Below are 25,732 nucleotides of genomic sequence, written 5' to 3'. Positions count from 1 at the left end.
CGAACAGGCTCAGCCGCATGGCTGCCCTCTCCCCGCACGCGGATCGGCTGTTGCCCGCCGATCCCGCGGTCCGGCCGATCGCCCGGCGCCTCTACCAAGCCGTCAGTGACCTGCCGATCGTGTCCCCGCACGGCCACGTCGACCCGCGGATGCTGCGCGACGACACGCCGTTCGCCGACCCGGCGGCGCTGTTCATCCAGCCGGACCACTACCTGACGCGGCTGCTGCACGCGGGCGGGGTGTCGCTGGAGGACCTGGGCGTGGGGGAGGGGCCGATGCCGGAGGACCGGGCCCGCTCGGCGTGGCGGCTGCTCTGCGCCAACTGGCCGCTGCTGCGCGGCACGCCGGTGCGCTACTGGTTCGAGTCGGAGCTCGCCGAGATCTTCGGGATCCGCCACCAGCCGTCGGCGGGCAACGCGGACCTGCTCTACGACGAGATCGCCGCCCAGCTCGCCCAGCCCAGCCACCGGCCGCAGGCGCTGCTCGAGAGGTTCAACATCTCGTTCCTGGCGACCACCGACGACCCGGCGGACCAGCTCGACGCGCACGCCGCTCTGCGCGCCCTGCCCGACATCTCGGTCGTGCCCACCTTCCGGCCGGATCGCTATCTCGAGGTCGGCCGGTCCGGCTGGGCGGCCACGGTCAAGGAGCTGGGCGGGGACACCGGCGACTACGCCGGCTACCTCGCGGCGCTGGCGGACCGGCGGCGCTACTTCGTCGCGCACGGTGCGGTGTCGGCCGATCACGGCCACTTCGACGCGGGTACGGAGCCCCTCGCGCGCCCCGATGCCGAGCGGATCTACACGGCGGCGCTGGCCGGCACGGTCACGCCCGCGGAGGCCACCGCCTTCCGCCGCCACATGATCTTCGAGATGGCCCGGATGAGCTGCGACGACGGGCTCGTGATGACGGTGCATCCGGGAATCTGCCGCGGGCACCACACGGCGACCGGGGCCCGCTTCGGACCGGACACCGGGCACGACATCCCGGTCGCTGTCGAGTTCACCCGGTCGTTGCGGCCGCTGCTCGAGCGCTTCGGCACGTACCCCGGATTTCATCTTGTGCTCTTCACGGTCGACTCGGACGTCTACAGCCGGGAGATCGCCCCGCTCGCCGGTTTCTACCCGTCGGTCTATGCCGGGGCGCCGTGGTGGTATCTCGACAATCCGTCGGAGATCCGCCGCTTCCAGGAGTCGGTCACCGAGACCGCCGGATTCAGCCGCCTCTCCGGCTTCATCGACGACACCCGGGCCTTCTGCTCGATCCCGGCCCGGCACGACATGTCCCGCCGCCTGGACGCGGGCTTCCTGGCCGGCCTGGTCGCCACCCATCGCCTCGACGAGGAGGAGGCCTTCGAGGTCATCACCGACCTGGTGGTCACCCAGCCGCGCAAGGTTTTCAAGGTCCATTAGTCGGCGCTGATACCTTTGGTCGCGTGTGGAACGCGGCGGAGATCCACGACCGGCCGGCCGCCGGGCGAGCCGCCGACCCCGAGTGGTATTCGACCTGGCTGAGCGACCGGTGACGTCCCGGCTGGAGTTCCGGGTCGATCCCGGCTTCCGCTACATCCACGAGCCGCTGCACTCCGCCACCGCGCCGATCCCCTATCTGGGGCATCGCGAACTGGTGGCCGGCGTGGCGGAGCGCATCCGGCACTCGGACGGCGGCGCCTTCCTGATCGGCGGGTTCCGGGGCTGCGGCAAGTCCACCATGATCCAGCAGGTGACCGAGGCGCTGGCGGCGAGGCCGGACGATCGCACCTACGTGTTCGTGAGCCTGAACGTGGCCCGGCCGGTGTCCAGCAACGAGTTCCTGTTCAAGGTCACCCGCCGGTTGTTCGAGGAGCTGAACGATCTGCGGGTGCTGGACCATCTGCCGGCCGACGTGCGCAACGCGATCATCCTCGCGTACACCAGGACCTCGATGTCGGTGGCGACCAAGGAGTCGGCGAGCCGCGAGGAGGCGCAGACCGCCGGTCTGTCCGCCAAGATCGGCATCGGGACCGGCCCGAACGCCGCCTCGCTCACACCGACCATGCAGCGCGCTCTCAAGACCACCCAGTCGCTGGCCACCGAGGCGTCCTTCCTGGCCTACAGCGACTCCGACGTCGAGCACGACTTCGTGCGGATCAACCGGCTGCTGAAGGACGCGCCGCTGCACAGCCTCAACTGGCTCAAGCGGTTGCTGCGGATCGGCGACCGGCCGCCGGTGCACGTCGTGGTGATCATCGACGAGCTGGACAAGCTGACCAACGAGGACGCCGGGGTCGTCTGCCTGAACAACATCCTGGTGACGCTCAAGAACGTGCTGACCACCACCGGCATCCACACGCTGTTCGTCGGCGGCGCCGAGCTGCTGGACGCGGCGGCCGGCGACACCTATGAGGGCATCGGGATCTTCGAGAGCATCTTCTCCTGGACGACCTATGTGCCGTGTCTCTGGCACAGCCCGGACCTGCTGCTGCGGGCGGTGCTGACCGAGCCCGCCGGGGACGTCGAGGACCTGCGCGACTACCTGTCCTATCGCAGCCGGGGCATCCCGCGGCGCCTGCTCCAGGAGCTCAACGGCCTGGTCCGCTGGGAGAACGATCGGCCGGTCGTCGTGGTGCCCGCGGACGAGATCGAGAAGGTGCGGGTCTATGCGGAGCTCTCCCGGATCGTCGAGACCTATCTGGGCAGCCACCCCGGCGAGCAGCAGGCCAGCCTGGTGGACGACCGGTTCCGGCTGGGGGCCTACTACGTGCTGGACTGGATCCTGCGCAGCGAGGGCGGCGTGTTCGACGCGCAGCAGGTGGTGAAGGGGCGTCGCAGCATCGGCTCGATCATCCCGGTCTCGGAGTCGGTGGTCGGCGCGTGGCTCGAGCACCTGGCCGGCACGATGGTGCTCGACCGGCTCAGCCCGGACGCCGCGTTCCGCACGCTGGTGTCCGCCCGTTCCGAGAGCCTGCCGTCCTATCGGCTCTCCGGCGGCCTGCGGCGGCGCCTGCTGCACATCGCCCGGGCCAACGAACGCGAACGGATCATGCTGCTGGGCGCCGACTCCCTGCTGCCGGCCGATCCCTATGCGACCGCCGACCTGACCCGGCCGGCCCGGGAGGCGGACTTCAACGTGCCGCGCGCCGAACGCCGGCTGGCCGAGGGCCGGGTCATGCTGACCGAGATCCTCGGCACCGGCGGGACGGGCACCGTCTATCGGGCCCGGGACACCACGACCGGTCTCGACGTCGCGGTGAAGATCATGCGCGACCCACTCGACCAGGACCCGTCGGTGCGCCTGCGATTCGAACGGGAAGCCCGCCTGGTCGGCACCCTCCGGCATCGGTCCGTCATCCGCACCCACGAGTTCATCGCCGAACCCGACGGCCGGCTCGCCATCGTCATGGAGCTGGTCGAGGGGCTCGGCGGTCTGGACAAGTGGATCAGCCTGGGCCCGATGCCCGCCGCGCGCGCGGTGCACCTCGGCGCGCAGATCCTCGACGCCGTGCAGTACCTGCACGACATGGGCCTCTATCGCATCGACATCAAGCCCAGCAACATCATCATGCGGTCCGAGACCGACCCGGTGATCGTCGATCTCGGGATCGCCAAGCAGAAGCAGTCGAGCGAGGTGACCGGCGAGCACGTGCTGATCGGCACGCTCGCCTACATGGCGCCGGAACAACTGTCCGGTGACGTCGTCGATCACCGGTCCGACCTCTACGCCGTCGGGCTGGTGCTGTTCGAGATGCTGCGCGGCGCCCGGATCGACATGGGCGACAACTGGGCCTCGGCGACCTACCGGCGGATGAACGAGGACCTCGCGGTCGACGAGCTCACCTGCTCGCCCGAGCTGAAGTCCGTGGTGCGGGGTCTGACCCGCGCCCGTCCGGAGGCCCGCTTCGCCAGCGCCGCCGCCGCTAGGGTCGCGCTGGAGAGGACCCCGGAGGCGACGTGAGAGCGCCGGCCACCAGCTCGGTCTCCGGGTCGTGGGGAAGCACCGGAGACGTCGCCACGATCAGGTCGGCCCGGTCCCACGGCCGGTCGTCGAGCAGGAACGGGACTTCCTCCTCCTCCCATTCCCACCAGTGCCGCAGCGCCTCGTCCGGGTCGCGGCCGAGTTCCGCGATGTCCCGCCGGACGCCGCGCTCCCGCGCCTCGGTGTAGTCCGACTGCACCCAGATCGCGAAGTCGAGCAGCCCGGCGAACCCCCGGCGCGAGGCGCCGACCCCCTCGATGATCAAGGTCCGGCTCCCCGCGGGGAGATCGATCCGACCGGTACGCCCGTGCGGCGCCCAGGCCGGCGGCTGATAGTGCACCTCGTCGCCGGCCCGGAACGGCTCCAGGATGCCGTCGATCATCAGGTCGTCCCAGCCGAAGCGGGAATGGTTCCAGGCGACGTCGTCGGTGTGCACGATCGCGGCCGCGGGCAGCCGTCGGGCCAGCCGCCCGGCGAGCGTCGACTTGCCGCCGCCACCGCGCCCGTCGACGGCGATCACCCGCGCCGCGGCGAGTCTGCCGGCCAGCTCGTCGAGCCGCTCGACCCGCCATGATCCGGCCGCCGGCTCACCCGGTCCGAGTTCCACGCCGCACCACTACCCGTTCTGCTGCTTGCGCATGTCCCGCAGCGCGTAGCGGAGTTGATCGCGGCCCTTCCTGGTCGCCACCCGGCCGAAGGAGTACAGATACGGCCACTGCGGGCCGGTGTATTTCTGCGGCGCCCAGCCCAGCTGCCGCATGACGCCCTTGCCGACCGGATAGGTGTCCAGCGCCAGCTTGGCCAGTCCCACCGGGCTCAGCGCGGCGTCCAGCGCGTCGCCGACCAGCTCGGCGGTCGCGATCACGGTGTCCGTCCGGGACGTTTTCCGCAGCTGTTGCAGCGGGGAGAGGAACTGCGCCCGTTGCTCCTCGGCTTCCAGATAGGACAGCACGAGATCGTCGATCCGCCGCTGGTCGAAGTACTTCACCAGCCGGCAGAGCTGGGCGAACCAGGCGGTGAGCAGGGTGTGCCCGTCCCCGCGCAGGAACTTGTCGACGCTGCCCGGGGTGCCGCGATCGCCGGAGATCAGGTCGAGCTGGCGCAGCACCTCGAACATCTGCTCGGTCAGCTTGGCGATCGCCACCGGGTCGGCGATGCCGGTGTCCTGCCGGAGCCGCTCGGTCTCCTCCGGCGCGCCGCCCAGGAGCTGGAGGAACTCGCGGTCGAGCGCGGACAGCAGGATCGGGGCCTCGGCGCCGGTCGCCCGGAACGCGTCGCCGTGGTTGTAGGCGATCTGCAGGACGGCACGAGTCATGGTCGGCACGTCGCCGTCCGACTTCCGGCCCTGCCGACGCACGAAGTTGAGGGTCTCCGGCGGCAGCTTCCGGTCCACGTTCTTGCTGCGCAGAATGCGCCCCCACCGGTCGATCTCCGCCGGATGCCGGTCGACGTACTCCGCCGCCCACCCGGATCCCCGCTCGGGCGGCGCCACCACCACGCGCTTCTCGTCGTCCGGCCGCCGGGCGTCGTCGAAGTAGATCGCCCGGATCTCGCCGTCGATGCCGTCGGTCCACGCCGCGCCGGGCACCTCCTCGGCGCGATGCGCCCGCCACGCCGGGTCGAGCAGCCAGTCCTGCCGGCCGTGCACGACGATCCGGCCGGCCGCGACGTACTTGATGAAGTCCTTCGGCGGCACCTGGCAGCCCGGACCGGTCAGCAGCACACTGGACGGCGACCACAGGTGCAGCCGGTCGCTCACCGCCAGCATCCGGTGCAGCGAGTCGTAGCCGTGCGGTCCGTATTCGCTGATGTGGCAGAAGGTCGGAAACACCGCGGCAGTCCTCACAGCTGCGATCCTCCCTCGCCGCGGTCGATGAACGCACCCGCCGAAAGGTCCGGCCGGAACCGGCCACAGGGGACGGCCACTCGCTCGTCGGTGCCACCATGGCCCGGTGGCGGGCTACCTCGATCGGATGATGGACGACCTGGAGGAGGGCGGCCGACCGGCGGTCCAGGCGCTGGGCGCGGCCGGCCCGAAGGCGGTCCCGGCGCTGATCTCCCGGCTGGAGGCGGAGCTCGCCGACGTCCTCGCCTTCCGCGAACGGCAGGCCGCGATCAAGCGCGCCTGGGATCGGATGTACGACGAGCACGCGCGCCTGAGTGACGAGCTCCCGCCCAACACCGACGTCGGCGCGCACCTCAAACAGGCGGGCGTCGTGCACCTGCCCCAGCCGTCGGCGGCCGACGAGCGCTACCGCGACCGGGCCCGGACCCGGGCCGGCCTGATCACCGCCCTGCATCGGCTGGGCGACGAGCGGGCGGCCCCGGTGCTGATCGCCGCGCTGGCCGACCGGTCGAGCGTGGCCCCGGCAGCCCGTGCGGTGAGCGACCTGTGGCCGGACGACGCGGTGCCCGCCCTGCTCGCGGCCGCCGCGCTGGTGCCGGCCGGTTCCAAGGGGCTGACCGAGATCCTCGCCGCGCTGCGCGCCCACGAGGTGCCCGGCGAACGGGTGCGGGAGTCGTTCGACGGAGAGACCTCGCCGCAGGGCCGGGCGAGCCTGTGGTGGCTGCTGCGCGAACTGCCCGACGACGGCCACCGGCCGGACTCCGACCTGGTGCGCGACGCGCTGGTCTTCCTGGCGCTGGACCCGCACGACTTCGAGATCAGCCACGCGGCCACCGAGGACCTGCGCCGGCTCGGCGCGACCGATCTCCTCCGGCCCGCGCTGATCATGGCGGCCCACGGCGAACCGAAGGGCCACGAGGTCGCCCTGCGATTACGGCTCGACCGGCGGCGGAGGGATCCGCGGTTCGCGCCGGTCGTGGTGGGCATGCTGGCGAGCGAGGACACCGCCGAGCTCGCCCTCGCCCTGCGGATCGCGCCGAACCTCAGCGTCGCCGACCCGATGGGCCTGCTTCGGCGCCTGCACGCCCTGACCACCCACCCGGAGGTGGGCGAGCGCGCACGGACGGCACTCTGCCAGGGCGCCGTCACGCAGAAGCAGATGATGCAGGCGGACGACACGCTCCGCGCCGAGGCCCGCGCCCTGTTCCGATCGGTGGCCACCCCGGCCGACCTGGCGCGCTTCGAAAGCCGGCTGCGCACGGCCCGCAAGCTGGGCGGCCTGCGCGCCCGCTTCGACCGCCGCTACCGCCCCTGAGGAGCGCGCCCCCTGACGCCGTCCGGGGCACAACCACCCGAAAGAGGAGCGCCCCGCGCTTCACGCCGTCGGCTCCCGCCGCCACTAGGTCATGACAGGCTTGGGAGAGGGGCACGATGGAGACGATTCTGGAACCGGCGGTGACCGTTCTGACGCTGGTGGTCATGCAGGCGATGGGGGTGGTCGCGCTGGGCATCCGGCTGCGCGGCCGGGTCCGGCACGAGCAGGCCCGCGCGCGGACGCTGGCCGATCTGGCCGGCGCGCTGGCCGCCGGCGGACGGGTCGACGAGCAGCGCGCGGACGGGACCAGACTGAGCATGGTGGTCCCGGCGCCGGAGGCGACCGTCGATCATGGATGAGCCGGAGACCCGCGAGGCGCAGATCACCGAGATGACCGCCGAGCTGCTGGGCATGGTCGACGACCGGCCGGCGCCCGCCGAGCGGCAGACGGATCAGTGCGCCGTGGACGCGGACTTCGCCGCGCAATATCCGGTGCTCACGCCGAAGCTGGTCGCCTTCCTCGTGGTGCAGGGGGTGCCCGCCGTCGAGGCCGCGGACATCGCCCAGGAGACCATGGTCGAGGCCTATCGCCACTGGCGCACGATCGTCCATCCCCGGGCCTGGTCCCGGCGGGTCGCGTCCCGGCTCTGGGCGCGCCGGCTGGCGACGATGCCCGAGTCGGTGGTCGACCCGGCCGCCACCACACCCCTGCTGGGCGCGGCCGACGTCACCGGGATCATCGCCTGGGAGCAGCGGCAGGACGTGCTGGCCGTCCTCAACGGGCTGCCCGCCCGGCAGCGCCAGGTGCTCGCCTGGACGCTCGACGGGTTCGATCCCGCCGCGATCGCGACCGAGCTCCGGATGACCCCGGAAGCCGTGCGCGGCAGCCTCAAACTGGCCCGCCGTGCCGTAGCCGTCGCGCTCAGCAGAGGAGACGCCGATGTCTGACACGCGCCGAGACCGGGCCGCCGGGAGATGGATCGACCAGCGCGAACGCCGGCTCACCGCGGACCTGGCCGGACTGCTCGACCTGGGCGCCGGGCTGCGCGACGCGATGCTGCCGCGCGATCAGCGGGCCCTGGCCGACGAGATCACCGGGCTGCTCGACGTGCCGGCCGGGCTGAACGCGATCCTGTGTCCCGCTTCGGTGTCGTCCGGGCGTACCGGAGAAGTCGCGGACCCCGAGCCGCACCCGCTGATCCGGATCGCCGCGGCGGCCAAACCCAAGCGGCGTCTCGCCGCGCGGCCCGCCGTGCGCGTGCTCACCCACCTCCGCGTGCTGGATCGGGCGATGGTCGATCTCATCGACGCCGCCACCACCGCCGAGGATCGCGAGCAGAAGCCGCCGAACGCGCTGGCCGTGCTGATCGAGGAGCTGGACGCGGCGCTCACCGTGGTCGACGACCTGCGCCGGGGCATGGTCGCCGCGCGGTCCGCCCGGCTGCGCGGGTTCGCCCACCTCTTTCCGCCGGGCCCCCACCTGCCGGAGACCAATCTCGGCGCGATCGCCGCGCTCGAGTCCTACCTGTACGAATGCCGGCACTCCGCGACGCGCCTGCGGGAAGCGGGCCTGCCGTGGACGACCCGGACCGTCCGCGGCGTCACCGAGCGGCCCGGCGCCAACCAGTACGTCAGTCAGTCGATGACCGAGGTGCTGCTAGGCATGCGTCGTGACCTGCAGCGCCCGGCGCTCGAGGAGCTGGACATCGCGCTGGAGGGCGCGATCTCCCGGGCGATGGCGGAGGCGGCCGAGGCGTCCGACTATCAGCAGCGGCTCCTGGGCCAGATCGCGATGACCCCGGCCGCCGCCGACATCGACGCGGTGATCGCGCTGCTCAGCGACCTGGCCGGGGCGGACGTCCGCAAGGCGGAGCTGGCCGACGTCGACCTCGACGGGGTGCGCTGGTCGTCGACGACCCGGTGGCCGGCCCGCTGGCAGGAGGCCATCGAGCAGATGTCGGTGCCGATCGGCCCCGACCGGTGGGAGGTGCGGCACGGCGCCCGCCACGTGCCGGCCGGCGCCCCCTGACGCCGCCGCCGGCTTGGCACAATCAGGCCCGCCGTGAGCCGCGACCGTCCTCAGAGCTGGATGGCCTTGAGGACGGTGTATTCGAGCACGCCGTGCGGGCCGAGCTCGCGGCCGTGGCCGGACTGCTTGTAGCCGCCGAAGGGCGCCAGCGGGTTGAAGGCCGCGCCGTTGATCTCGACCTGGCCGGTGCGCAACCGGCGGGCCACCCGGACGGCCCGCTCGCGGTCACCGGACCACACCCCGCCGGCCAGCCCGTAATCCGACGAGTTCGCGATGCGCACGGCGTCGTCCTCGTCGTCGTACGGAAGGATCGTCAGCACCGGCCCGAAGATCTCCTCGCGGGCGATCGTCATGTCCGGGGTCACATCGCTGAACACCGTGGGATTCACGAAGAAGCCGCGCTCGAGATCCACCGGCTGGCCGGCGCCGCCACAGACGATCCGGGCGCCCTCGGCGACGCCGCGGTTGATGTAGTCGCGCACCCGATCGCGTTGCGCCGCGGAGACCAGCGGGCCCAGCACCGTCTCGGCCGCGAAGGGATCGCCGACGCGCATCTGCGCGGCGACCGCGGCGGCGATCGCCTCGGCGGCCGGCAGGCTCGCGCGGGGGACCAGCATCCGGGTCAGCGCCGAACACGTCTGCCCGGAGTTCAGGTAGCACTTGGCCATCCCGTCGGTGACCGCCTTCGGCAGGTCGGCGTCGTCCAGGATGATGTTGGCGGACTTGCCGCCGAGCTCGAGCGCGACCTGCTTGACGGTCGCCGCGGCCACCTCGGCGACCCGGCGGCCGGCCCGGGTCGAGCCGGTGAACGACACCATGTCCACGCCCGGGTGCCCGGCCAGCGCCTCGCCGACCACCGGGCCATAGCCGGTGACCAGGTTGAACACGCCCGGCGGCAGACCCACCCCGGAGAGGATCTCGGCCAGCACGAACGCGCTCAGCGGCGCCACCTCGCTCGGCTTGACCACGATCGTGCACCCGGCGACGAGCGCGGCCGCGACCTTGGCGGCGACCTGGTGCAGCGGATAGTTCCACGGGGTGATCGCGGCGACCACGCCGACCGGCTCGCGGACCGTCAGCGAATTGCCGATCCGCTGCTCCCACGGCAGATCCTCGGCCAGGTGCTGCATCGACGCGAACGTCACCGTCGGCAGCGCGGTCTGCACCGCGATCGCGAACGGCATCGGCGCGCCCATCTCCGCCGCGATCAGCTCGGCCAGCTCGTGCTGCCGCTTCTGCAGTTCCAGCGAGACGTCGGTGCAGAACGCGACCCGGTCGGCGAGCGGGGTGGCGGCCCAGCCGTCGAAGGCCGCCCGGGCCGCGGCGACCGCCCGGTCCGCGTCGGCCGCGGTGCCGGCCGGAACCGTGGCCAGGACCTCCTCGGTGCCGGCGTTGATCACGTCGATGGTCTCGTCCGAGGCGGGCTCGACCCACTCGCCGCCGATGAAGAACCGATCCCGCGTCATCGCGCCGCCTCCGTGATCTTCAGGCCGGCCGACTCGGCGACGAAGGATGCCGTCCGCGACGCCAGCGCCATGATCGTGATCATCGGATTGGTGCCGGACGGCGTCGGGAACGCCGACCCGTCACCGATCCACACGCCCGGCGTGTCGTGCAGTTCGCCGCGCGGGTCGGCCACGCTGGTCGCCGGATCGTCGCCCATCCGGCAGGTGCCCATCTGGTGCGCGGAGAACAGCGTCGCGCCGCCGGCTCGCAGCGGCATCCGCTGCGCCCGCGCGATGAAGGCCTCGAGGTCGTCGCCATGGCGCCACCCCGGCAGACCGCGGCCCAAGACCTGGATGCCCCGCGCGCCCGCCTCCTTGTGTACGCGAATCTGCGCACCCAAGGCGCGACGCATGTTCCGGACGTCCCGTTCGTCGGTCATCGAGTACCACGGGACGGTGGCGCCGTCCGGCCCGAGCGTGACCCGGCCGTGCCCGTGATCGCGCACCAGCCCGATGAACGAGCCGCCGTTGCGGTAGTCCGCCATCGCCGTCTTGTGTTCCTCGCCGGTGGTGAACGCGACCGACGAGGCGCCCAGCCCGGTGGTGTACTGCACGCCCTCGATCAGGAACCCGTAGCCGTCGTCGACCGCGGCGAACTCGTTGATCAGGCCGGCCTGCGGCGCACCCCACCAGGCACGCTGGTCGGTGCCGTAGTCGCCCGTCGTCACCGTGCACGGGTGCAGCCGCAGGTAGTCGCCGACCGCCGGGCCGCCGATGCCGGTGCGCAGCAACACCCCCGGCGATTCCAGCGCGCCGGCCGCGAGCACGACCACCGGCGCGCGCACCGTGACGGTCGCCGAGGCGCTGCCGTCCTCGCTGGTCCAGCCGCCCCGCACGCCCGCGGCCCGGCCGTTCTCCAGCAGGATCCGCTCGACCGTGCAGCCGTCGACCACCCGGGCGCCGTGCTCGGCGACCGCCGTCTCCAGATAGACCTTGAGCGTCGACCGCTTGGCGCCGGACTGGTCGCCGAAGCCGAGGTAGCCGGCCATCGCCGGGTCGTGCCGGGATTCGTCCCAGTTGCGCTGCACCGTGCTGAACGACCAGCCCAGCGCGTCGGCGCCGCGCTTCATCGCCTCGTGCACCGGGTTGAGCTCGGAACAGTTGCCGGTGACCGACAGCTCCCGCCAGACCCGGTCCAGGTGCTGGTCGAACGCTTCGGTGGCGACGTCGGTGAGGCCGGCGGCGGTGGCCCACTGCTCGCGTACCCATGGTTTGGTCTTGAGGCAGTTGGTCCAATTGATCACCGTGCCGCCGCCGAGCCCGCTGCCGGCCAGCAGGGTGACGTTGAGGTCGGCGGTCGGCGTCGGGCCGCCACGCCAGTAGGAGTTCTGGAACGCGACCAGCTCGAGCTGGGAAAAGTCGGCCTCGGTGCGGTAGCGGCCCGCCTCGAGCACGACCACGCGGGCGCCCGCCGCGGCCAGCCGGCCGGCGATCAGCCCGCCGCCCGCGCCGGAGCCGACCACCACGACGTCCGCCTCGAGTTCGAGGTCGCCGTCCGGCCGCAGCGGCGTGATCGGCCGATCGGCCTGCGGCGCCGCGGAGATCGGGCCCGGATAGCCGAGCCGGGTCCAGTTCGGATTGCGGCCGGTCGCGTCCGGCAGGCCGTAGGTCATGAAGAGGATCAGGCTGGCCAGCGAGGCGATGCCGGCTCCGGCCGGCGCCGAGGCCAGCGAGAGCGTGGTGAGGATCTGCTCGCGCGACTCCTGCGAGGCGCCCAGGAAGCCCTGCGAACCGATCACGTCGAGCAGGCCGCCGAGCTGGCCGCGCTGCTCGGCGGGCAGCGCCGCGAGCAGCATCAGCACGCCCTGGTCGGCGCCCACATCGGTGGCGCGGCGGGCCCAGAACCCGTCGGCGTCGTCGGGTCTGGAGATCGACGGGACGACGGTGTCGCAGAGCGCGCGCAGCACCTGCGTCTGAAAGTCGGAGAGGATGTCGGCCACGGTGCCCACCTCCGTTGACGGGGTGCCTCACCTTAAGGCGGCGGCCGATGTTTCCGACAGTCTTCGTGCATGTTTCGGCTCAGTCCGCTTGCACCTCGGCGATGGATCGCGGGGCTCGGACCTTGCCGAATTGGAGGTTTCCGGCGGGCATCATCCAGGTCATCACCTCGACCGCCAGACGGCCGATCCGCACGGCCGGGTCGGCTTCGGCATGTGTGCGGGCGGTCGCCTGATCCACCGACCAGATGGAGATGCCGCGGAGGCGCTCGTCGTCCTGCTCGACCAGGGGTCCGCGAGCCAGGATCAGTCCGCGTTCCTGGAGGTCGGCACCGTGCGCGAGATGCCGGTCCTGAAGCGCGGCGGCTTCCTCGCCGGTCATCTCCGGGGCGTCGGGCCGCAGCGTCAGCAGGGTGACGGTGTAGCGGTCGAATCGCATGTCCGCCTGTTCACTTCAGCCAGCGCAGGGCGGCGTCGGCGGTGTCGTCGGGCGTGCTGTTGAAGGCGATGGCCGCGCCGGGTGCGTGCTCGCGGACCAGGTTGACCGTCTTCTCGAAGAGGTCGAGCAGCGGCTCGTGGGTGCGGATGCCGCCGCCCACCACGACGCAGGCATAGTCCTGGCCGGTCAGCGCTTCGGCGATCGCGGCCTCGGGGTTCTCGTCGGGCGCCACCAGGCAGTGGTCGGCGGCGATGCCCAGCTCGTCGAAACGTTCCTGCCCACGTTTGATCTTGGCCATCACCGGCGCCGGATCCCAGCCGGGAATCCGGACCGGATCAAGACCGATCACCAGTACGCGTCCTCGTGGCATGTTCACCCTCCCTCGGACAGTGACCGTAGCGCCTGACCGGCCACCCGGCCGAGTGACGGTCCGTGCGCGGGTGTGTCAACTGTCGGGATGGCCGCAGTGGACGATCCCTCGGCGAACACCGCGGCCGGGGTCCGATCGGCGGCGGCCGGCCGATCAGCGTCGGGTGCTGGGCGCGGACCATCCGGACACGCTGTCCACTCGTGATCACCTGACCCGCGCCCGTGACCTGGTGAAGCGCCGATATCAGTCACCCGTCCCGGTTCGGCGGCGCGAGCAGGTCGGCCAGTTCGGCGGGTCGGCTCAGGGCGACGCAATGGCTCGCCGCGATCTCGACGGGGGACACGCCGAGGCGTTCCGTCGCGACGCCGCGCAGGAAGTCGGCTGGGAAAAAGCGGTCCTCTGTGCACAGCACGAAACTGGTCGGCACGTCCGGCCACTCCTTCAGCGGCCACGCCTGAGCGCACGCCGCGGCCGACGGATGATCCCGGCCCCGCCCCCGGCCGATCGCCTCATCGGCGAGCCGGCGAGGCACGTCGTGATAGAAGGAGACGTGCGGATCGTCGTGGCCGGTGAGACCGCCGTCCAGCGAGGCCTGACGCCGCGCCGCCTCGCGGTAGCCCGTGTTGCCCCACCAGTCGTCCGGCGACTCCCCGGGAGCCGGGACCATCGCGGCCACCAGCACCAGCGCGCTCACCGGCAGCCGGGCCGCCACCAGCGGCGCGGTGAACCCCCCGAACGACTGCCCGACCACAACCAGATCTTCGGTACGGTCACCGACCGCCGACGCCACCGCATCGGCATAGTCGTCCAGCGTCAGCGCATCGTCCCCGGCCGGCAGGTCCGGAGCGACCACGTCGTGCCCCCGCGCCCGCAGCTCAGGCACGACCAGATGCCAGTACCAGCCGGCATCCCCGGCGCCGTGGATCAACGCGAACACGCTCATCCGAGCTCCCCGGCCACCACGCCGACGTGATCCATCCACAGAAGAGTCATGCGCCCGAGCCTAAGGGCGTCAGTCCTTCCGCGCTGCCGCCGCGCACACGCACGCCTTGTTGCCGTCCTGGTCGGCGATCACCGTGAACGACGGCGCCTGGCTGTCGTCCACGACGATGCCGCCGGCCGCGACCGCGGCGGCGATCCGCTGCTCGGCCACGTCGGCCGGCACCCAGACGTCGATGTGGAACCGCTGCCGCGGCGTCTCGTGCTCGTCGGTCTTCTGGAACCACAGGATCGGCACCCGCCCGGTCGCGTCCCGCACGTCGTCGCCGAGAGTCCCGCGACCGCGCGCCTCGGTGCCTCCGGTCAGCAGCGCGGCCCACACCGGCGCGACCTTCGCGGCGTTCGCGGTGTCCAGGGCGAGCTCGATCGTGGTGATCGCGGCCGGGTCCGCGGCGACCCCCTGCCCGGCGGCGATCTCGGTGATCCGCCGCGCGAGGTCGAGGTCCTGCCGGGTGACCCACTCGACGATGTGCTCGGCGCCCTCGCCGTCGCGATAGACGGCGTCGTCGCTGATCAGCTTGAGGTCGACGAACCCGTCGCCGATCGTCACCCGAGGGTGGTGGCCGGCCTCGTCCCCGGCGTCGCTCACCGCGGCCACGAACCGCGCCCCGGCGCCGAAGCTGCCGACCACATAGCGGGCGTGCAGTCCCTGCCCAAGCTTGCGCCAGTCGGCCAGGGGAGTCTCGGCGATCTGCTCGTCAGTCAACATGTCCATGGCGAACACGCTAGAACAGATTCCGGACGAGCGACTTCCGGAACCCAAGACGAACGGACCGTCCCGGGCAACCGGGCAGAACAGGTGTCATGAAGATCCCCACATCGCTGATCGGCTGCCGGGTCGACCGGATCGCCTTCGACTTCCAGGTCCGACTCAGCTTCTCGGCCCTCGATCCCGACGAGGGCTACCGCGTCGACGCCGAACTCGTCATCGAGACGCCCTTCCTGCTCTGCGACCGCGACGGGGAATGGCACGAACTCGACCCCGGCACCGGCTCGGCGCTCGGCCCCGCCCTAGATCTGTTCCAGCGAACCGTCACCACCGTCGAGATCCGCGCCAAGGGGGCACTCCGCCTCGCCTTCGACGAGGGATTCCAGCTGCACGCCGGCCCGCACCCGCAGTACGAGTCCTGGGGTCTGAGCGGGATCGGCGTCGAGCCGATCACCGTCGGCCCCGGCGGAGAAACCGACTGGCAGCTCCCCTGAACGCCGACCCGGCCAACCTCCGGCAGTCAGCCCGTTAAGGTGCCGTCGTGAAGTCACGCGGATCGCGGATCCTGCTCGCCCATGCCGCCGTGGTTCTCGTCCTGGTGACCCTGTATCTGGTCATGTTCGTCGGCATCGACCGAACGAGGACCGGACCGACAGCGTCACTTGGCCTGCTACTGCCGTACGTCCCGCTGTCCGTGCTCGGGCTGCCCTGGTCGCTGCACCATTGGATCGATCCCTACGCCTATGACGGTCTCGACAGGATCACCCGGCACGTGGTGATGCTGGGGCCGGCGGTGCTCAACGTTGTCATCCACAGCCTGGTCCGCGCGATCTGGGTTGCCGCGCGACGCGCCGACGCCGGACCCTAGGCGACGGTCCGGTGGGCGAAACCCCGGCCGCCGGAGGCGTGATCCGGGCGCAGGGCGGCGTCGGCGGGCGACGCTCCCATCCCGCGCTGATGCCGATAGCGGTGCAGATCGTCGGCGCGGTGACGGCTGTCGTCGCGGTACTGGCGATCGGCTGGGCGGACCACGCGAAACGGCGGCCACCTCGGCTCGGAGCCGGTGGTGACCGCCGCTTCAAAGACCGTTAGACGTTGTAGTACATCTCGAACTCGTGCGGGGTCGGGCGCAGGCGGACCGGGTCGATCTCGTTCGCGCGCTTCCAGTCGATCCAGGTGGAGATCAGGTCGTCGGTGAAGACGCCACCGGCGGTCAGGAACTCGTGATCGGTCTCCAGGGACTCGAGCACGGCGTCGAGCGAGCCCGGCACCTGCTTGACGTTGCCCCACTCCTCCGGCGGGAGGTCGTAGAGGTCCTTGTCGATCGGGGCCGGCGGCTCGATCTTGTTCTTGATGCCGTCCAGGCCGGCCATCATCTGGGCCGAGAACGACAGGTACGGGTTCGACGACGGGTCCGGCACGCGGAACTCGACGCGCTTGGCCTTCGGGTTGCTGCCGGTCACCGGGATGCGGGTGCAGGCGGACCGGTTGCGCTGCGAGTAGACCAGGTTGACCGGGGCCTCGTAGCCGGGCACCAGGCGCCGGTACGAGTTGACCGTCGGGTTGGTGAACGCCAGCAGCGACGGCGCGTGGTGCAGCAGGCCGCCGATGTACCAGCGGGCCGTGTCGGACAGGCCGGCGTAGCCGGTCTCGTCGTAGAACAGCGGCTCGCCGCCCAGCCAGAGGCTCTGGTGGGTGTGCATGCCGGAACCGTTGTCACCGAACAGCGGCTTGGGCATGAACGTCGCGGTCTTGCCGTGCTCCCAGGCGGTGTTCTTGATGATGTACTTGAACATCTGCATCTGGTCGCCGGCGTGCAGCAGGGTCGAGAACTTGTAGTTGATCTCGGCCTGGCCGGCGGTGCCGACCTCGTGGTGCGAACGCTCGACGGTGAAGCCGACGTCGATCAGCCGGCGCACCATGGCGTCGCGCAGGTCGGAGTAGTGGTCGAGCGGCGAGACGGGGAAGTAGCCGCCCTTGTACGCGGTCTTGTAGCCGCGGTTGCCGCCCTCCTCCTCCTTGCCGGAGTTCCAGGCGCCCTCGATCGAGTCGATGTAGTAGAAGGCCTGGTTGGCGGCCGTCTCGTGGCGCACCGAGTCGAAGATGTAGAACTCCGCCTCGGCGCCGAAGTAGGCGGTGTCGGCGATGCCGCTGGAGGCCAGGTAGGTCTCCGCCTTCTTGGCCACGTTGCGCGGGTCACGGGAGTATGCCTCACGCGTGAACGGGTCGTGGATGAAGAAGTTCAGGGCCAGCGTCTTCTGGATCCGGAACGGGTCCACGAAGGCGGTGGTCACGTCGGGCAGCAACATCATGTCCGACTCGTGGATGGCCTGGAACCCGCGGATCGACGATCCGTCGAAGGCGAGGCCGTCGGTGACGACGCTGTCGTCGAACGATTCCACCGGCATGTTGAAGTGCTGCATCACGCCGGGAAGATCACAGAACCGTACATCGACGAACTTGACGTCCTCGTCTTTGAGGTATCGCAGGAGTTCCTCGGGATTGGCGAACACACGTCCTCCTGGCACAGGATTCTCGAACCGGGCGGCAACGGCCGCCACGTCGCTAGGCTGGTCGCGACGCTATGGCCACGGGGTTGCCCAGGCGTATCCCTATTGTTTCCGCCGTGTTACGGAGCCGGTGAGCTGGCGCGACCACTCGCAGGGTATACCGGTACGCTCGGGCCTCGTGGCCGCAAGCGCAGAATTCAACCCCGCCGAGACGCTGCTGGCGAACTTCGGCCGCCGGTTCGGCGCTCTGGTGATCGACTGGGCGCTGTGCCTGATGCTGGGCAGCCTGATCGGTGATCCACGGGCGGTGGCGTGGCCGCCGGTGGCCGTGCTGATCGTGGTCAACACCATCGGGATCGGCCTCTTCGGACAGACGCCGGGCATGGCTCTGGCGGGCATCCGATGCATCTCGATCGAGGACGGCGGCGCCATCGGCGTACCCAAGGCGTTTTTGCGATCTTTGCTCTTGGCCCTGCTCATCCCGGCAGTGATCATGGACCAGACCCGCCGAGGCTGGCACGACCGCGCGGCGGGCTCGGTGGTCGTGCTGAAACCGCGGAGCTAGCGCGGGCGCTGCTGGCGGAACTGGCCCTTCGACGGGCGCATGTTCTTGGGGATCGCGCCCTTCGGCATCTGCGGGCGCGCCATCAGCGCGCTCAGCCGCTTGTCCAGCGCGTTCACGTCCTTGCCGGTGAGGTTGCGGGGCAGCCGCATGAAGGTGGTGCGCAGCTTGCGCACGGACAGCTCGCCCTCGCCCGACCCGACCATGTAGTCGTAGAGCGGGGCGTTGCCGATCACCTTGGACAGGCGCCGCTTCTCCTGGCCCATCAGGTTGCGCACCCGCTGCGCCTGGCCCTCGCCGAGCAGGATCACGCCGGGCCGGCCGATCACCACGTGCACCATGTCGAACTGCGTGGTCGACGAGGCCGCGGGACGCACCCGCCAGTCGCCGCGCATGTTCTCCACGATCTGCGCCGCCGCGCCCGGCTGACCCTCGGCCACGTTCATCATCGCGGCGTTGGACCGCAGGTTGAGCACGATCAGCGCGGCCAGCAGCGTGACCATCACGCCGACCGGGATCCAGACCCAGCCCAGCCCGAGGAGAACCACCAGCACGGTCAGCGCGACCGGGATCAGCACGGCCGCCGCGAGCAGCGGGACGAACCACTTGTCCTGCTTCGCGGTGAACGCGAAGACCTGGCCGATCTGCTTGAGCCGGGTGCCGAAGGACACCTTCTCCTCGGGGGTTGCCATACCCGGAAGTGTAGTGGGAGCGGTAAGGGCCTTACGCGGAGAGGGCACCTTCATGCAGCTCCGTAAGGTAGCGGCGGCCCCGGATATCAGGCTGTGTCCGCATGCCGCCCTGACACCTTCGCGCGCAGAGTCGTCATTGACAAAGAACAAGGACCAACGACGACGAGTACGCGAGGAGCAAGCGCATGTTTCCCTACACCGATCCGCACACTCAACTGGACCTCTTCCACCAGCGTGCCGACGAGCTGCAGCGCGAGGCGACCGCCCACCGGATCGCCCGCGAGGCATCCCCGGCCGGCCGGCATCGCCGCTGGGGCCGGGCGTCCCGGCATCCACGCCCGGTACGGGCTCCGGCCGCGTTGTGATCGGGCTGTCCGGCGGGGAAATTCTGTCGTACCCGCATGGCATGCTCGATCTCGTGACGGCGAGCGTGAGCAGTGGCGTGCTGGTCGGCCGTGAGGCCGATCTGTCCGTGCTGCGCGACGCTCTGAAACGTGCCCGCAGCGCCGAGCCGTCGGCCGTTCTGGTCGGCGGCGAGGCCGGGGTCGGCAAGACCCGCCTGATCGAGGAGTTCACCGCCGGCGCCACCGCCGAGGGCGCCCAGGTCCTCACCGGGCAGAGCCTCGAGCTCGGCGAGGAGGGCCTGCCCTATGCGCCCTTCGCGGCCGCCCTGCGCGCGCTGGCCCATCGCGACGCGACCGTCTTCGAGGGCCGCGAGCACGACTTCGTCCGGTTGCTGCCCGAGCTGGGCCCGCCCGAGTCGGGTGGCGAGATGCGCCGCGGCCACCTGTTCGAGGCGGTCGCGGCGCTGTTCGGGCGGCTGGCCGACGAGCAGCCGCTGGTGCTCGTCCTCGAGGACCTGCACTGGGCCGACCGGTCCACCCGTGACCTGATCGGCTTCCTGATGCGGTCCGCGCGCCTGCCGCGGCTGCTGCTGGTGGGCACCTACCGCACGGATGAGCTTCATCGGGGGCATCCGCTGCGGCCGTTCCTCGCCGAGCTCGACCGGGTCCGCGGGGTGCAGCGCCTCGAGCTCGAGCGGCTCGACCGCGACGGCACCGCCGAGATGCTGGCCCACCTGCGCGGCACCGAGCCCGAGCCGCACACCGTCGACACCCTCAACGAGCGGGCGCAGGGCAACCCGTTCTTCATCGAGCAGTTCGCCGCGTCCGGCGACGAGTGCGGCGACATCCCCGACAACCTGCGCGACCTGCTGCTGTCCCGGGTCGATCAGCTGCCCGAGCCGGCCCAGCGGGCGCTGCGGGTGGCCGCGGTCGGCGGCACCCGGTTCGGGCACGACCTGCTCACCCGGGTGGCCGGCGTGCCCGAGGCCGAGCTCGAGTCGGCCCTGCGCGCGGTGGTCGCCGCCCAGCTCATCGTGGTCGACTTCGCGGGGGGTTACGAGTTCCGCCACGCGCTGGTCCGCGAGGCGGTGCACGACGACCTGCTGCCCGGCGAGCACGCCCGGCTGCACGCGCGTTATGCGGAGGCGATCGAAGCGGAGCCGGCGCTGGTGCCGATCGGCCGTGCGCCGGCCGAGATCGCCCACCACTGGCACGCCGCCCACGACCACCCGCGCGCCCTGGTGGCCGCCCGGCGAGCCGCCTCCGACGCCGGCCGGCGTTATGCGTTCGGCGAGCAGGCCAAGCTGCTCGACCGCGTCCTCGAGCTGTGGGAGCAGGTGCCCGGCGCGGCCGACCTGCTCGAGACGAGCCACCTCGACCTGCTCGAGGAGGCGGCGCTGGTCGCCATCGACGCGGGCGAGACCATGCGGGCGCTGAGCCTGACCCGGCACGCGCTCGACGGCCTCGACGCCGAGGCCGAGCCGCTGCGCGCCGCCCGACTGCACGTGCGCCGGGCCAAGCTGCTGCAAAATGCGGGCAAGAGCGACGGCGCCGAGGAGTCGAGGGAGTCCTACCGCATCCTCGCCCGGCTGCCGCGCACCACCGAGAGCGTGCTGCTGATGGCCGACACCGCACACGCGCTCAACACGATCGACAACGACCTGGCCGGGGTGATCGCCCGCGAGGCGCTGACCGGCGCCGAGCAGCTGGGCGACGTCGCCGCGCAGGTGTCGGCGACGATCACCTATGGGCGGGTCTGCGCGGGCCGCATCCCGGCGGAGGACGGCCTGCCCGAGACCGTCCGGGCCGCCGACACCGCCCGCCGGGCCGGCGACCTGCCCAACCTCGCCCGCGCCCTGGTCAACATCTCCGACTCGCTGTTCGAGCTGGGCCGTTATGCGGAGTCGGCCGACGCGGCGTGGGAGGGCGTGCCCAACGCCGACCGGGTCGGCGTGAGCCGCACCACCGGCGTGTTCCTGCTGGCCAACTACGCCGAGGCGCTGATCGCGCTGGGCCGGTGGGACGAGGCCGACGCGCCGCTGGCGGAGGCCGCCCGGCTCGACCCGCCGGGCACCCTGGCCGTGCCGGCGCTGCGGTTGCGGGCCTGGCTGCGGCTGGCTCGCGGCCACGAGGGCGCCGAGGCGACGCTCAACCGCGCGATCGGTTATCTCGGCAAGCCCTATCTGTCCGAGGAGTCCCGGCTCTATCTGGCCGACCTGCGGGTGCAGGCCGCCCTGGCGCACGGCGACGACCCGGCGATCCGGGCCGCGGCGCGTGGCGCGCTGGCCGAGCCGTCCCTGACCGGCCGTCCGCGTTATGGCTGGCCGATCCTGGCCGCCGCGGCGACCGCCGCCGACCGGCTCGGCGACGCCGACCTGGCCGGGCAGATCACCGCGCTGGCCGCGGAGCTGCCGGTGCGCCGCACGGTGGATAAGGCCTATGCGGCGCAGGTCGAGGCGATCCTCGGCCACGACGCCGGCTGCTGGCGCCAGGCGGTCGAGCATTGGCGGGCCGACGGCCAGCGGCACCCACTGGCGGTGGCGCTGCTGGGCCTCGCGGGCGCGGCAGCCGGCGCGGGCGACCGACCAGCGGCGGGGGAGGCTCTGGAGGAGGCGGCGGAGATCGCCGGCTCGCTGGGCGCGGCGCCACTGACCGCCGAGGCCGAGACGCTGGCACATCGGCTGGGCCTGCGATCGGCGGCCCAGGCGACGGCCGTCGGCACCGAGATCCTGACGGCCCGCGAGCGCGAGGTGCTGCGCCTGGTCGCCGAGGGCCACAGCAACAGCCGCATCGCCGAGCGGCTCTACATCTCACCCAAGACCGCGAGCGTCCACGTCTCCCGCATCATCGCCAAGCTCGACGTGGCAAACCGCGTCGAAGCTGCCGCGGTCGCCCACCGCCTGGGCCTGCTGGGTGACTGACCGCCGATGGCTCACGTCCTCGAGGCGATGATCGACCCGGTGCATCGGATCGAGGCGGAGCACTCGGCCGGCTCCCAGCGAGTCGCGCTCTGCGTCGAGGGCGGACTGGCCTTCGACCCGGTCGCGATCGCCGCGGGCGAGCGTCTCCCGGCGGCCGGCGATGCGATCAGCCAGCTGTTACGCGCCGATCGGCCCGACTGTGGTCGCGCTGACCGGCGCAGCGTCAGAAGCGTGGGTTACTCCGACAAGTTCCCGGCGTTCGGCCTTAGCCGGCTCTGGCTCCCGCGCCTCGGCCTTGGCCGGTCCTGGCCCGCGCGCCTCGGCCTTAGCCGGCTCTGGCCCGCGCGCCTCGGCCTTAGCCGGTCCTGGCCCGCGCGCCTCGGCCTTAGCCGGTCCTGGCTCGCGCGCTTCGGCCTTAGCCGGTCCTGGCTCGCGCGCTTCGGCCTTAGCCGGTCCTGGCTCGCGCGCTTCGGCCTTAGCCGGTCCTGGCCCGCTCGCTTCGGCCTTAGCCGGTCCTGGCCCGCTCGCTTCGGCCTTAGCCGGTCCTGGCCCACGCGCTCCCGAATCGCCCGGTGATCTCCGGGGACCAGCGCCGGGTGTGCCGGCGTTTCGGTGTCGAACCCGCCCCGCCGGCGCGAAGAACGACCTTCGGTGTCGCGCTGTCGCGGGGCCCGGAGCTGCTCCCGTTGAACGCGATCCGCCACCCACCGGTCGGCCGGACCAACGGCTGGTATGTCTGGCGAGGCGCGGCCAGCGCGGACCCGGACTTCTTCAGCGCCTGCCACATCGAGCACATCGCCGACCATGCGCCGGAATTGACGCCCTACCTCGCGCTCCCACCGGGGTGGGGCGTGATCCTCGCCCCCGGGCACGAGGACATCTGGTTCGACGAAGCGTTCCTGGAGGCGTGAGCCTGTCTGGCGACGCCGGCCGACGGCCGCTCGCGAGGCTGGAGGCGGGCGCGCGCGGCCAGAAGGTCAGCCGCGGACCCGCGCGGCCAGAAGGTCAGCCGCGGACCCGCGCGGACAGAAGCTCAGCCGCGGGCGGCGAGGGCCTGCTGGTAGAGCCGGCCGGCGCGGTAGGACGACCGGACCAGCGGCCCGCTCATCACGCCCGCGAAGCCGATCTGGGTCGCCTCCTCCTGCAGTTCGACGAACTCCTCCGGCTTGACCCAGCGCTCGACCGGGTGGTGCCGCGGCGTCGGCCGCAGGTATTGCGTGATCGTGATCAGTTCGCACCCGGCGTCGTGCAGGTCGCGCAGCGCCTGCGACACCTCGGCGCGCTCCTCGCCCATGCCCAGGATCAGGTTGCTCTTGGTGACCAGCCCGGCCGAACGGGCACTGGTCAGCACGCCGAGCGAACGCTCGTAACGGAAGCCGGGACGGATCCGCTTGAAGATCCGCGGGACGGTCTCGACGTTGTGCGCGAGCACCTCGGGCGCCGCGCCGAAGACCTCGGCCAGCTGGGTCTCGTCGGCGTTGAAGTCGGGGATCAGCAGCTCGACGCCGCAGCCCGGCTGCAGCTTGTGGATCTGGCGGACGGTCTCCGCATAGAGCCAGGCGCCGCCGTCCGGCAGATCGTCACGGGCGACACCGGTGACCGTCGCGTATTTGAGGCCCATCGTGGCGACCGACTCGCCGACCCGGCGCGGCTCGTCGGCGTCGAACTCGGCCGGCTTGCCGGTGTCGATCTGGCAGAAGTCGCACCGCCGCGTGCATTGGTCACCGCCGATGAGGAAGGTCGCCTCGCGGTCCTCCCAACATTCATAGATGTTGGGGCAGCCGGCCTCCTGGCAGACCGTGTGCAGACCCTCTTTCTGCACCAGGCCGCGCATGTGCGTGTACTCCGGGCCCATCTTCGCCTTGACCTTGATCCACGGAGGTTTCCGTTCGATCGGAGTCTCAGCGTTGCGCGCCTCGATGCGCAGCATGCGGCGGCCCTCGGGAGCAATAGTCACAAGGCCGAGGTTACGCCCGATCAAGCCCTCGGAGGCCTCTGGGCGACGAGGCTCACGTGACGGTCGATGTGAGTGCCCTCACGTGACACGTGTAAACCCGCTTTCCCAGCCCGTGGTGCGTTGTTAACGTGCTGTCCACGGCTGTGAAGGAACCGAGTACCGCCTCGAACACGCCGGCCGAGAGAGCCACCGAGAGCTGTGAAGGTGGCCCGGCGCCGGGGCGCGAAGACACTCCCGAGCCGAGCACGACAAGAGGCTTTTCGCCCGAAAGCGAAGAGCGAAGGTGTGGTGGCACCGCGAGGATCCCGCTCGCCCACACCTCCCTGGGGCCGCGTTGCAGTCATCAGAGGAGGTCACCGCCATGCAACGCATCCTCTCCAGCCAACTCGCCGGGCACGTCGGCGAGACCGTCACGATCGCCGGTTGGGTGCACCGCCGCCGGCTGCTGAAATCGGTCGCGTTCGTCATCGTCCGGGACGCCGGGGGCTTCAGCCAGGTGGTGGTCACCGACGAGGTGGTGCGCGCCGAGATCGAGTCGATCGCCGAGGAGAGCGTGGTCGAGGTGTCGGCCCGGGTCACCGCGAACGAGGCGGCGCCGGCCGGGGTCGAGCTCACCGAACCGGTGTTCCGCGTGCTGAGCGCGGTGCGCGTACCCCTGCCTGTCGAATTGCATCGACCCGCGCTCGCCGCGACCCTGCCCACCCAGCTCGACCTGGCCGCTCTGACCCTGCGCCATCCCACCAGGTCGGCGGCGCTGCGGGTCGCCGCCGCGGCGACCGAGGGCTTCCGGTCGGCGCTGTCCGGCCGGCGGTTCGTCGAGATCCACACCCCGAAGATCGTCGCCTCGGCCACCGAGTCCGGCGCGAACGTCTTCCAGCTCGACTATTTCGGCCGGCCCGCCTATCTGGCGCAGAGCCCGCAGTTCTACAAGCAGATGATGGTCGGCGTCTTCGAACGCGTCTTCGAGGTGGGCCCGGTCTTCCGCGCCGAACCGCACGACACCGGCCGCCACCTGGCGCAATACACGTCGCTGGACGCCGAACTCGGCTTCGTCACCGACCACCGGGACGTGATGGAGGTGCTGACCGCGACCCTCGCCGAGATGGCGCTCGCGGTGGAGCCGTGGGCCGCCCTGAAGGTCCCCGCCGAGATCCCGTCCATGCACTTCACCGAGGCGCTCCGCATCGCCGGCGCCCCGCCGGACGAACCGGACCTGGCACCGGCCCACGAGCGAGCAATCGGCGAGTGGGCAGCCCGCGAACACGGCAGCGACTTCGTGTACGTAACCGGCTACCCGATGGCGAAACGCCCCTTCTACACCCATCCGGACCCGTCGGACCCGGCTCATTCCAACGGCTTCGACCTGCTCTTCCGAGGCATGGAGTTGGTCACCGGCGGCCAGCGCCTGCACCGCCTGGAGGACTACCAGGCGGTCGTCGGCGAAGACCTGACGCCCTACGCCGGCTACCTCGACGCGTTCCGCTACGGCATGCCACCACACGGCGGCTTCGCGATCGGCCTGGAACGCTTCGTGGCCCGACTGCTGGGCGCCGCGAACGTCCGGGAGGTGACGGCCTTCCCGCGCGACCTGCACCGCATCAGCCCCTAGATCAAGATCTAATTCAGGTCCCAGGTAGGTGGGG

Annotated in this window: 26 protein-coding genes; 15 read left to right on the top strand and 11 right to left on the bottom strand. The window is 71.4% G+C overall.

Going from position 1 to position 25,732, the window contains the following annotated elements:
- The first annotated feature begins 17 nt into the window (after positions 1 to 17).
- Both uxaC and ACZ6TI_RS22030 read left to right on the top strand, forming a co-directional pair.
- On the top strand, positions 18 to 1,412 hold the full coding sequence (gene uxaC / locus ACZ6TI_RS22035; protein WP_465346963.1) for a glucuronate isomerase: 1,395 nt from the start codon (positions 18 to 20) through the stop codon (positions 1,410 to 1,412).
- A gap of 109 nt (positions 1,413 to 1,521) precedes the next feature.
- On the top strand, positions 1,522 to 3,933 hold the full coding sequence (locus ACZ6TI_RS22030; protein WP_465346962.1) for a serine/threonine-protein kinase: 2,412 nt from the start codon (positions 1,522 to 1,524) through the stop codon (positions 3,931 to 3,933).
- Here ACZ6TI_RS22030 and ACZ6TI_RS22025 read toward each other — a convergent pair.
- Both ACZ6TI_RS22025 and ACZ6TI_RS22020 read right to left on the bottom strand, forming a co-directional pair.
- On the bottom strand, positions 3,896 to 4,561 hold the full coding sequence (locus tag ACZ6TI_RS22025) for a uridine kinase family protein (RefSeq protein WP_465346961.1): 666 nt from the start codon (positions 4,559 to 4,561) through the stop codon (positions 3,896 to 3,898). The genes ACZ6TI_RS22030 and ACZ6TI_RS22025 overlap by 38 nt on opposite strands.
- A gap of 9 nt (positions 4,562 to 4,570) precedes the next feature.
- Positions 4,571 to 5,800 (bottom strand): hypothetical protein, encoded by a 1,230-nt coding sequence (locus ACZ6TI_RS22020; RefSeq protein ID WP_465346960.1) that lies wholly within the window; start codon positions 5,798 to 5,800, stop codon positions 4,571 to 4,573.
- A 106-nt stretch (positions 5,801 to 5,906) separates the two neighbouring features.
- Between ACZ6TI_RS22020 and ACZ6TI_RS22015 the strand changes: the two genes are divergently transcribed.
- From ACZ6TI_RS22015 to ACZ6TI_RS22000, 4 genes are all read left to right on the top strand, one after another.
- Complete coding sequence (locus ACZ6TI_RS22015; RefSeq protein WP_465346959.1) at positions 5,907 to 7,115, top strand: hypothetical protein; 1,209 nt, start codon at positions 5,907 to 5,909, stop codon at positions 7,113 to 7,115.
- Positions 7,116 to 7,231: 116 nt separating this feature from the next.
- Positions 7,232 to 7,474 (top strand): hypothetical protein, encoded by a 243-nt coding sequence (locus tag ACZ6TI_RS22010; protein WP_465346958.1) that lies wholly within the window; start codon positions 7,232 to 7,234, stop codon positions 7,472 to 7,474.
- Positions 7,467 to 8,063, top strand: coding sequence for an RNA polymerase sigma factor (locus tag ACZ6TI_RS22005; RefSeq protein WP_465346957.1), 597 nt, complete (start codon positions 7,467 to 7,469; stop codon positions 8,061 to 8,063). Before ACZ6TI_RS22010 ends, ACZ6TI_RS22005 begins: the two co-directional genes overlap by 8 nt.
- Positions 8,056 to 9,144: a hypothetical protein gene (locus ACZ6TI_RS22000; protein ID WP_465346956.1), complete on the top strand. Its 1,089-nt coding sequence runs from the start codon at positions 8,056 to 8,058 to the stop codon at positions 9,142 to 9,144. Before ACZ6TI_RS22005 ends, ACZ6TI_RS22000 begins: the two co-directional genes overlap by 8 nt.
- 50 nt (positions 9,145 to 9,194) lie before the next feature.
- Here the strand turns inward: ACZ6TI_RS22000 and ACZ6TI_RS21995 are convergent, their stop codons facing one another.
- From ACZ6TI_RS21995 to ACZ6TI_RS21970, 6 genes are all read right to left on the bottom strand, one after another.
- Complete coding sequence (locus ACZ6TI_RS21995) at positions 9,195 to 10,610, bottom strand: aldehyde dehydrogenase family protein (RefSeq protein ID WP_465346955.1); 1,416 nt, start codon at positions 10,608 to 10,610, stop codon at positions 9,195 to 9,197.
- Complete coding sequence (locus tag ACZ6TI_RS21990; protein WP_465346954.1) at positions 10,607 to 12,589, bottom strand: GMC family oxidoreductase N-terminal domain-containing protein; 1,983 nt, start codon at positions 12,587 to 12,589, stop codon at positions 10,607 to 10,609. Before ACZ6TI_RS21990 ends, ACZ6TI_RS21995 begins: the two co-directional genes overlap by 4 nt.
- 79 nt (positions 12,590 to 12,668) lie before the next feature.
- On the bottom strand, positions 12,669 to 13,025 hold the full coding sequence (locus ACZ6TI_RS21985) for a YciI family protein (RefSeq protein ID WP_465346953.1): 357 nt from the start codon (positions 13,023 to 13,025) through the stop codon (positions 12,669 to 12,671).
- 10 nt (positions 13,026 to 13,035) lie between these two features.
- Entirely contained in the window at positions 13,036 to 13,395 is a 360-nt protein-coding gene (locus tag ACZ6TI_RS21980; RefSeq protein ID WP_465346952.1) for a hypothetical protein, read from the bottom strand.
- A 247-nt stretch (positions 13,396 to 13,642) separates the two neighbouring features.
- Entirely contained in the window at positions 13,643 to 14,338 is a 696-nt protein-coding gene (locus ACZ6TI_RS21975) for an alpha/beta fold hydrolase (RefSeq protein ID WP_465346951.1), read from the bottom strand.
- Between the two features lie 69 nt (positions 14,339 to 14,407).
- Positions 14,408 to 15,109, bottom strand: coding sequence for a VOC family protein (locus ACZ6TI_RS21970; protein WP_465346950.1), 702 nt, complete (start codon positions 15,107 to 15,109; stop codon positions 14,408 to 14,410).
- A gap of 89 nt (positions 15,110 to 15,198) precedes the next feature.
- Here ACZ6TI_RS21970 and ACZ6TI_RS21965 point away from each other — a divergent pair, with 89 nt between their 5' ends.
- Genes ACZ6TI_RS21965 through ACZ6TI_RS21955 form a run of 3 tightly spaced genes read left to right on the top strand, consistent with a single transcriptional unit; the run spans position 15,199 to position 16,195 of the window.
- A complete protein-coding gene (locus ACZ6TI_RS21965) occupies positions 15,199 to 15,597 on the top strand; it encodes a DUF6188 family protein (RefSeq protein ID WP_465346949.1) in 399 nt (132 codons plus the stop codon).
- A gap of 47 nt (positions 15,598 to 15,644) precedes the next feature.
- Entirely contained in the window at positions 15,645 to 15,971 is a 327-nt protein-coding gene (locus tag ACZ6TI_RS21960; RefSeq protein WP_465346948.1) for a hypothetical protein, read from the top strand.
- 11 nt (positions 15,972 to 15,982) lie between these two features.
- Positions 15,983 to 16,195, top strand: coding sequence for a hypothetical protein (locus ACZ6TI_RS21955; RefSeq protein ID WP_465346947.1), 213 nt, complete (start codon positions 15,983 to 15,985; stop codon positions 16,193 to 16,195).
- On the opposite strand, the gene glnA is transcribed toward ACZ6TI_RS21955, so the two are convergent.
- The gene (glnA, locus tag ACZ6TI_RS21950; protein ID WP_465346946.1) at positions 16,192 to 17,616 is read right to left on the bottom strand and encodes a type I glutamate--ammonia ligase; all 1,425 of its coding nucleotides are present in this window, start codon (positions 17,614 to 17,616) and stop codon (positions 16,192 to 16,194) included. The genes ACZ6TI_RS21955 and glnA overlap by 4 nt on opposite strands.
- 175 nt (positions 17,617 to 17,791) lie before the next feature.
- Here glnA and ACZ6TI_RS21945 point away from each other — a divergent pair, with 175 nt between their 5' ends.
- Positions 17,792 to 18,178, top strand: coding sequence for an RDD family protein (locus tag ACZ6TI_RS21945; protein WP_465346945.1), 387 nt, complete (start codon positions 17,792 to 17,794; stop codon positions 18,176 to 18,178).
- On the opposite strand, the gene ACZ6TI_RS21940 is transcribed toward ACZ6TI_RS21945, so the two are convergent.
- Entirely contained in the window at positions 18,175 to 18,867 is a 693-nt protein-coding gene (locus tag ACZ6TI_RS21940) for a DUF4191 domain-containing protein (RefSeq protein ID WP_465346944.1), read from the bottom strand. The two genes, ACZ6TI_RS21945 and ACZ6TI_RS21940, sit on opposite strands and share 4 nt — an antisense overlap.
- 185 nt (positions 18,868 to 19,052) lie before the next feature.
- Here ACZ6TI_RS21940 and ACZ6TI_RS21935 point away from each other — a divergent pair, with 185 nt between their 5' ends.
- The 4 genes from ACZ6TI_RS21935 to ACZ6TI_RS21920 are packed head-to-tail and all read left to right on the top strand — an operon-like array spanning position 19,053 to position 23,043.
- On the top strand, positions 19,053 to 19,232 hold the full coding sequence (locus tag ACZ6TI_RS21935; protein WP_465346943.1) for a hypothetical protein: 180 nt from the start codon (positions 19,053 to 19,055) through the stop codon (positions 19,230 to 19,232).
- Positions 19,233 to 19,273: 41 nt separating this feature from the next.
- Positions 19,274 to 22,132, top strand: a complete 2,859-nt coding sequence (locus ACZ6TI_RS21930; RefSeq protein ID WP_465346942.1) for a helix-turn-helix transcriptional regulator — start codon at positions 19,274 to 19,276, stop codon at positions 22,130 to 22,132.
- A gap of 6 nt (positions 22,133 to 22,138) precedes the next feature.
- On the top strand, positions 22,139 to 22,708 hold the full coding sequence (locus tag ACZ6TI_RS21925; protein WP_465346941.1) for a hypothetical protein: 570 nt from the start codon (positions 22,139 to 22,141) through the stop codon (positions 22,706 to 22,708).
- Positions 22,705 to 23,043, top strand: a complete 339-nt coding sequence (locus ACZ6TI_RS21920; protein ID WP_465346940.1) for an immunity protein Imm33 domain-containing protein — start codon at positions 22,705 to 22,707, stop codon at positions 23,041 to 23,043. The genes ACZ6TI_RS21925 and ACZ6TI_RS21920 overlap by 4 nt, the downstream gene beginning before the upstream one ends.
- 122 nt (positions 23,044 to 23,165) lie before the next feature.
- Here the strand turns inward: ACZ6TI_RS21920 and lipA are convergent, their stop codons facing one another.
- Positions 23,166 to 24,062, bottom strand: a complete 897-nt coding sequence (gene lipA, locus ACZ6TI_RS21915; protein WP_465347132.1) for a lipoyl synthase — start codon at positions 24,060 to 24,062, stop codon at positions 23,166 to 23,168.
- Positions 24,063 to 24,450: 388 nt separating this feature from the next.
- Here lipA and aspS point away from each other — a divergent pair, with 388 nt between their 5' ends.
- A complete protein-coding gene (aspS, locus tag ACZ6TI_RS21910) occupies positions 24,451 to 25,698 on the top strand; it encodes an aspartate--tRNA(Asn) ligase (protein ID WP_465346939.1) in 1,248 nt (415 codons plus the stop codon).
- The last annotated feature ends 34 nt before the right edge of the window (positions 25,699 to 25,732 follow it).

The sequence above is a fragment of the Actinoplanes sp. NPDC051388 genome (assembly GCF_055586225.1).
Note: the sequence above shows the minus strand (reverse complement) of the source record. Positions and strands in the feature narration are given on the sequence as shown.

Coding starts and splice junctions, on each gene's coding strand:
- ACZ6TI_RS21940 (WP_465346944.1), bottom strand. CDS start 18,867: ATGGCAACCCCCGAGGAGAAGGTGTCCTTCGGCACCCGGCTCAAGCAG.
- ACZ6TI_RS21925 (WP_465346941.1), top strand. CDS start 22,139: ATGGCTCACGTCCTCGAGGCGATGATCGACCCGGTGCATCGGATCGAG.
- uxaC (WP_465346963.1), top strand. CDS start 18: ATGGCTGCCCTCTCCCCGCACGCGGATCGGCTGTTGCCCGCCGATCCC.
- lipA (WP_465347132.1), bottom strand. CDS start 24,062: ATGCTGCGCATCGAGGCGCGCAACGCTGAGACTCCGATCGAACGGAAA.
- ACZ6TI_RS21985 (WP_465346953.1), bottom strand. CDS start 13,025: ATGCGATTCGACCGCTACACCGTCACCCTGCTGACGCTGCGGCCCGAC.
- ACZ6TI_RS21965 (WP_465346949.1), top strand. CDS start 15,199: ATGAAGATCCCCACATCGCTGATCGGCTGCCGGGTCGACCGGATCGCC.
- ACZ6TI_RS21975 (WP_465346951.1), bottom strand. CDS start 14,338: ATGAGCGTGTTCGCGTTGATCCACGGCGCCGGGGATGCCGGCTGGTAC.
- ACZ6TI_RS21930 (WP_465346942.1), top strand. CDS start 19,274: ATGCTCGATCTCGTGACGGCGAGCGTGAGCAGTGGCGTGCTGGTCGGC.
- ACZ6TI_RS22005 (WP_465346957.1), top strand. CDS start 7,467: ATGGATGAGCCGGAGACCCGCGAGGCGCAGATCACCGAGATGACCGCC.
- ACZ6TI_RS21980 (WP_465346952.1), bottom strand. CDS start 13,395: ATGCCACGAGGACGCGTACTGGTGATCGGTCTTGATCCGGTCCGGATT.
- ACZ6TI_RS22010 (WP_465346958.1), top strand. CDS start 7,232: ATGGAGACGATTCTGGAACCGGCGGTGACCGTTCTGACGCTGGTGGTC.
- ACZ6TI_RS21995 (WP_465346955.1), bottom strand. CDS start 10,610: ATGACGCGGGATCGGTTCTTCATCGGCGGCGAGTGGGTCGAGCCCGCC.
- ACZ6TI_RS22000 (WP_465346956.1), top strand. CDS start 8,056: ATGTCTGACACGCGCCGAGACCGGGCCGCCGGGAGATGGATCGACCAG.
- aspS (WP_465346939.1), top strand. CDS start 24,451: ATGCAACGCATCCTCTCCAGCCAACTCGCCGGGCACGTCGGCGAGACC.
- ACZ6TI_RS21970 (WP_465346950.1), bottom strand. CDS start 15,109: ATGGACATGTTGACTGACGAGCAGATCGCCGAGACTCCCCTGGCCGAC.
- ACZ6TI_RS21935 (WP_465346943.1), top strand. CDS start 19,053: ATGTTTCCCTACACCGATCCGCACACTCAACTGGACCTCTTCCACCAG.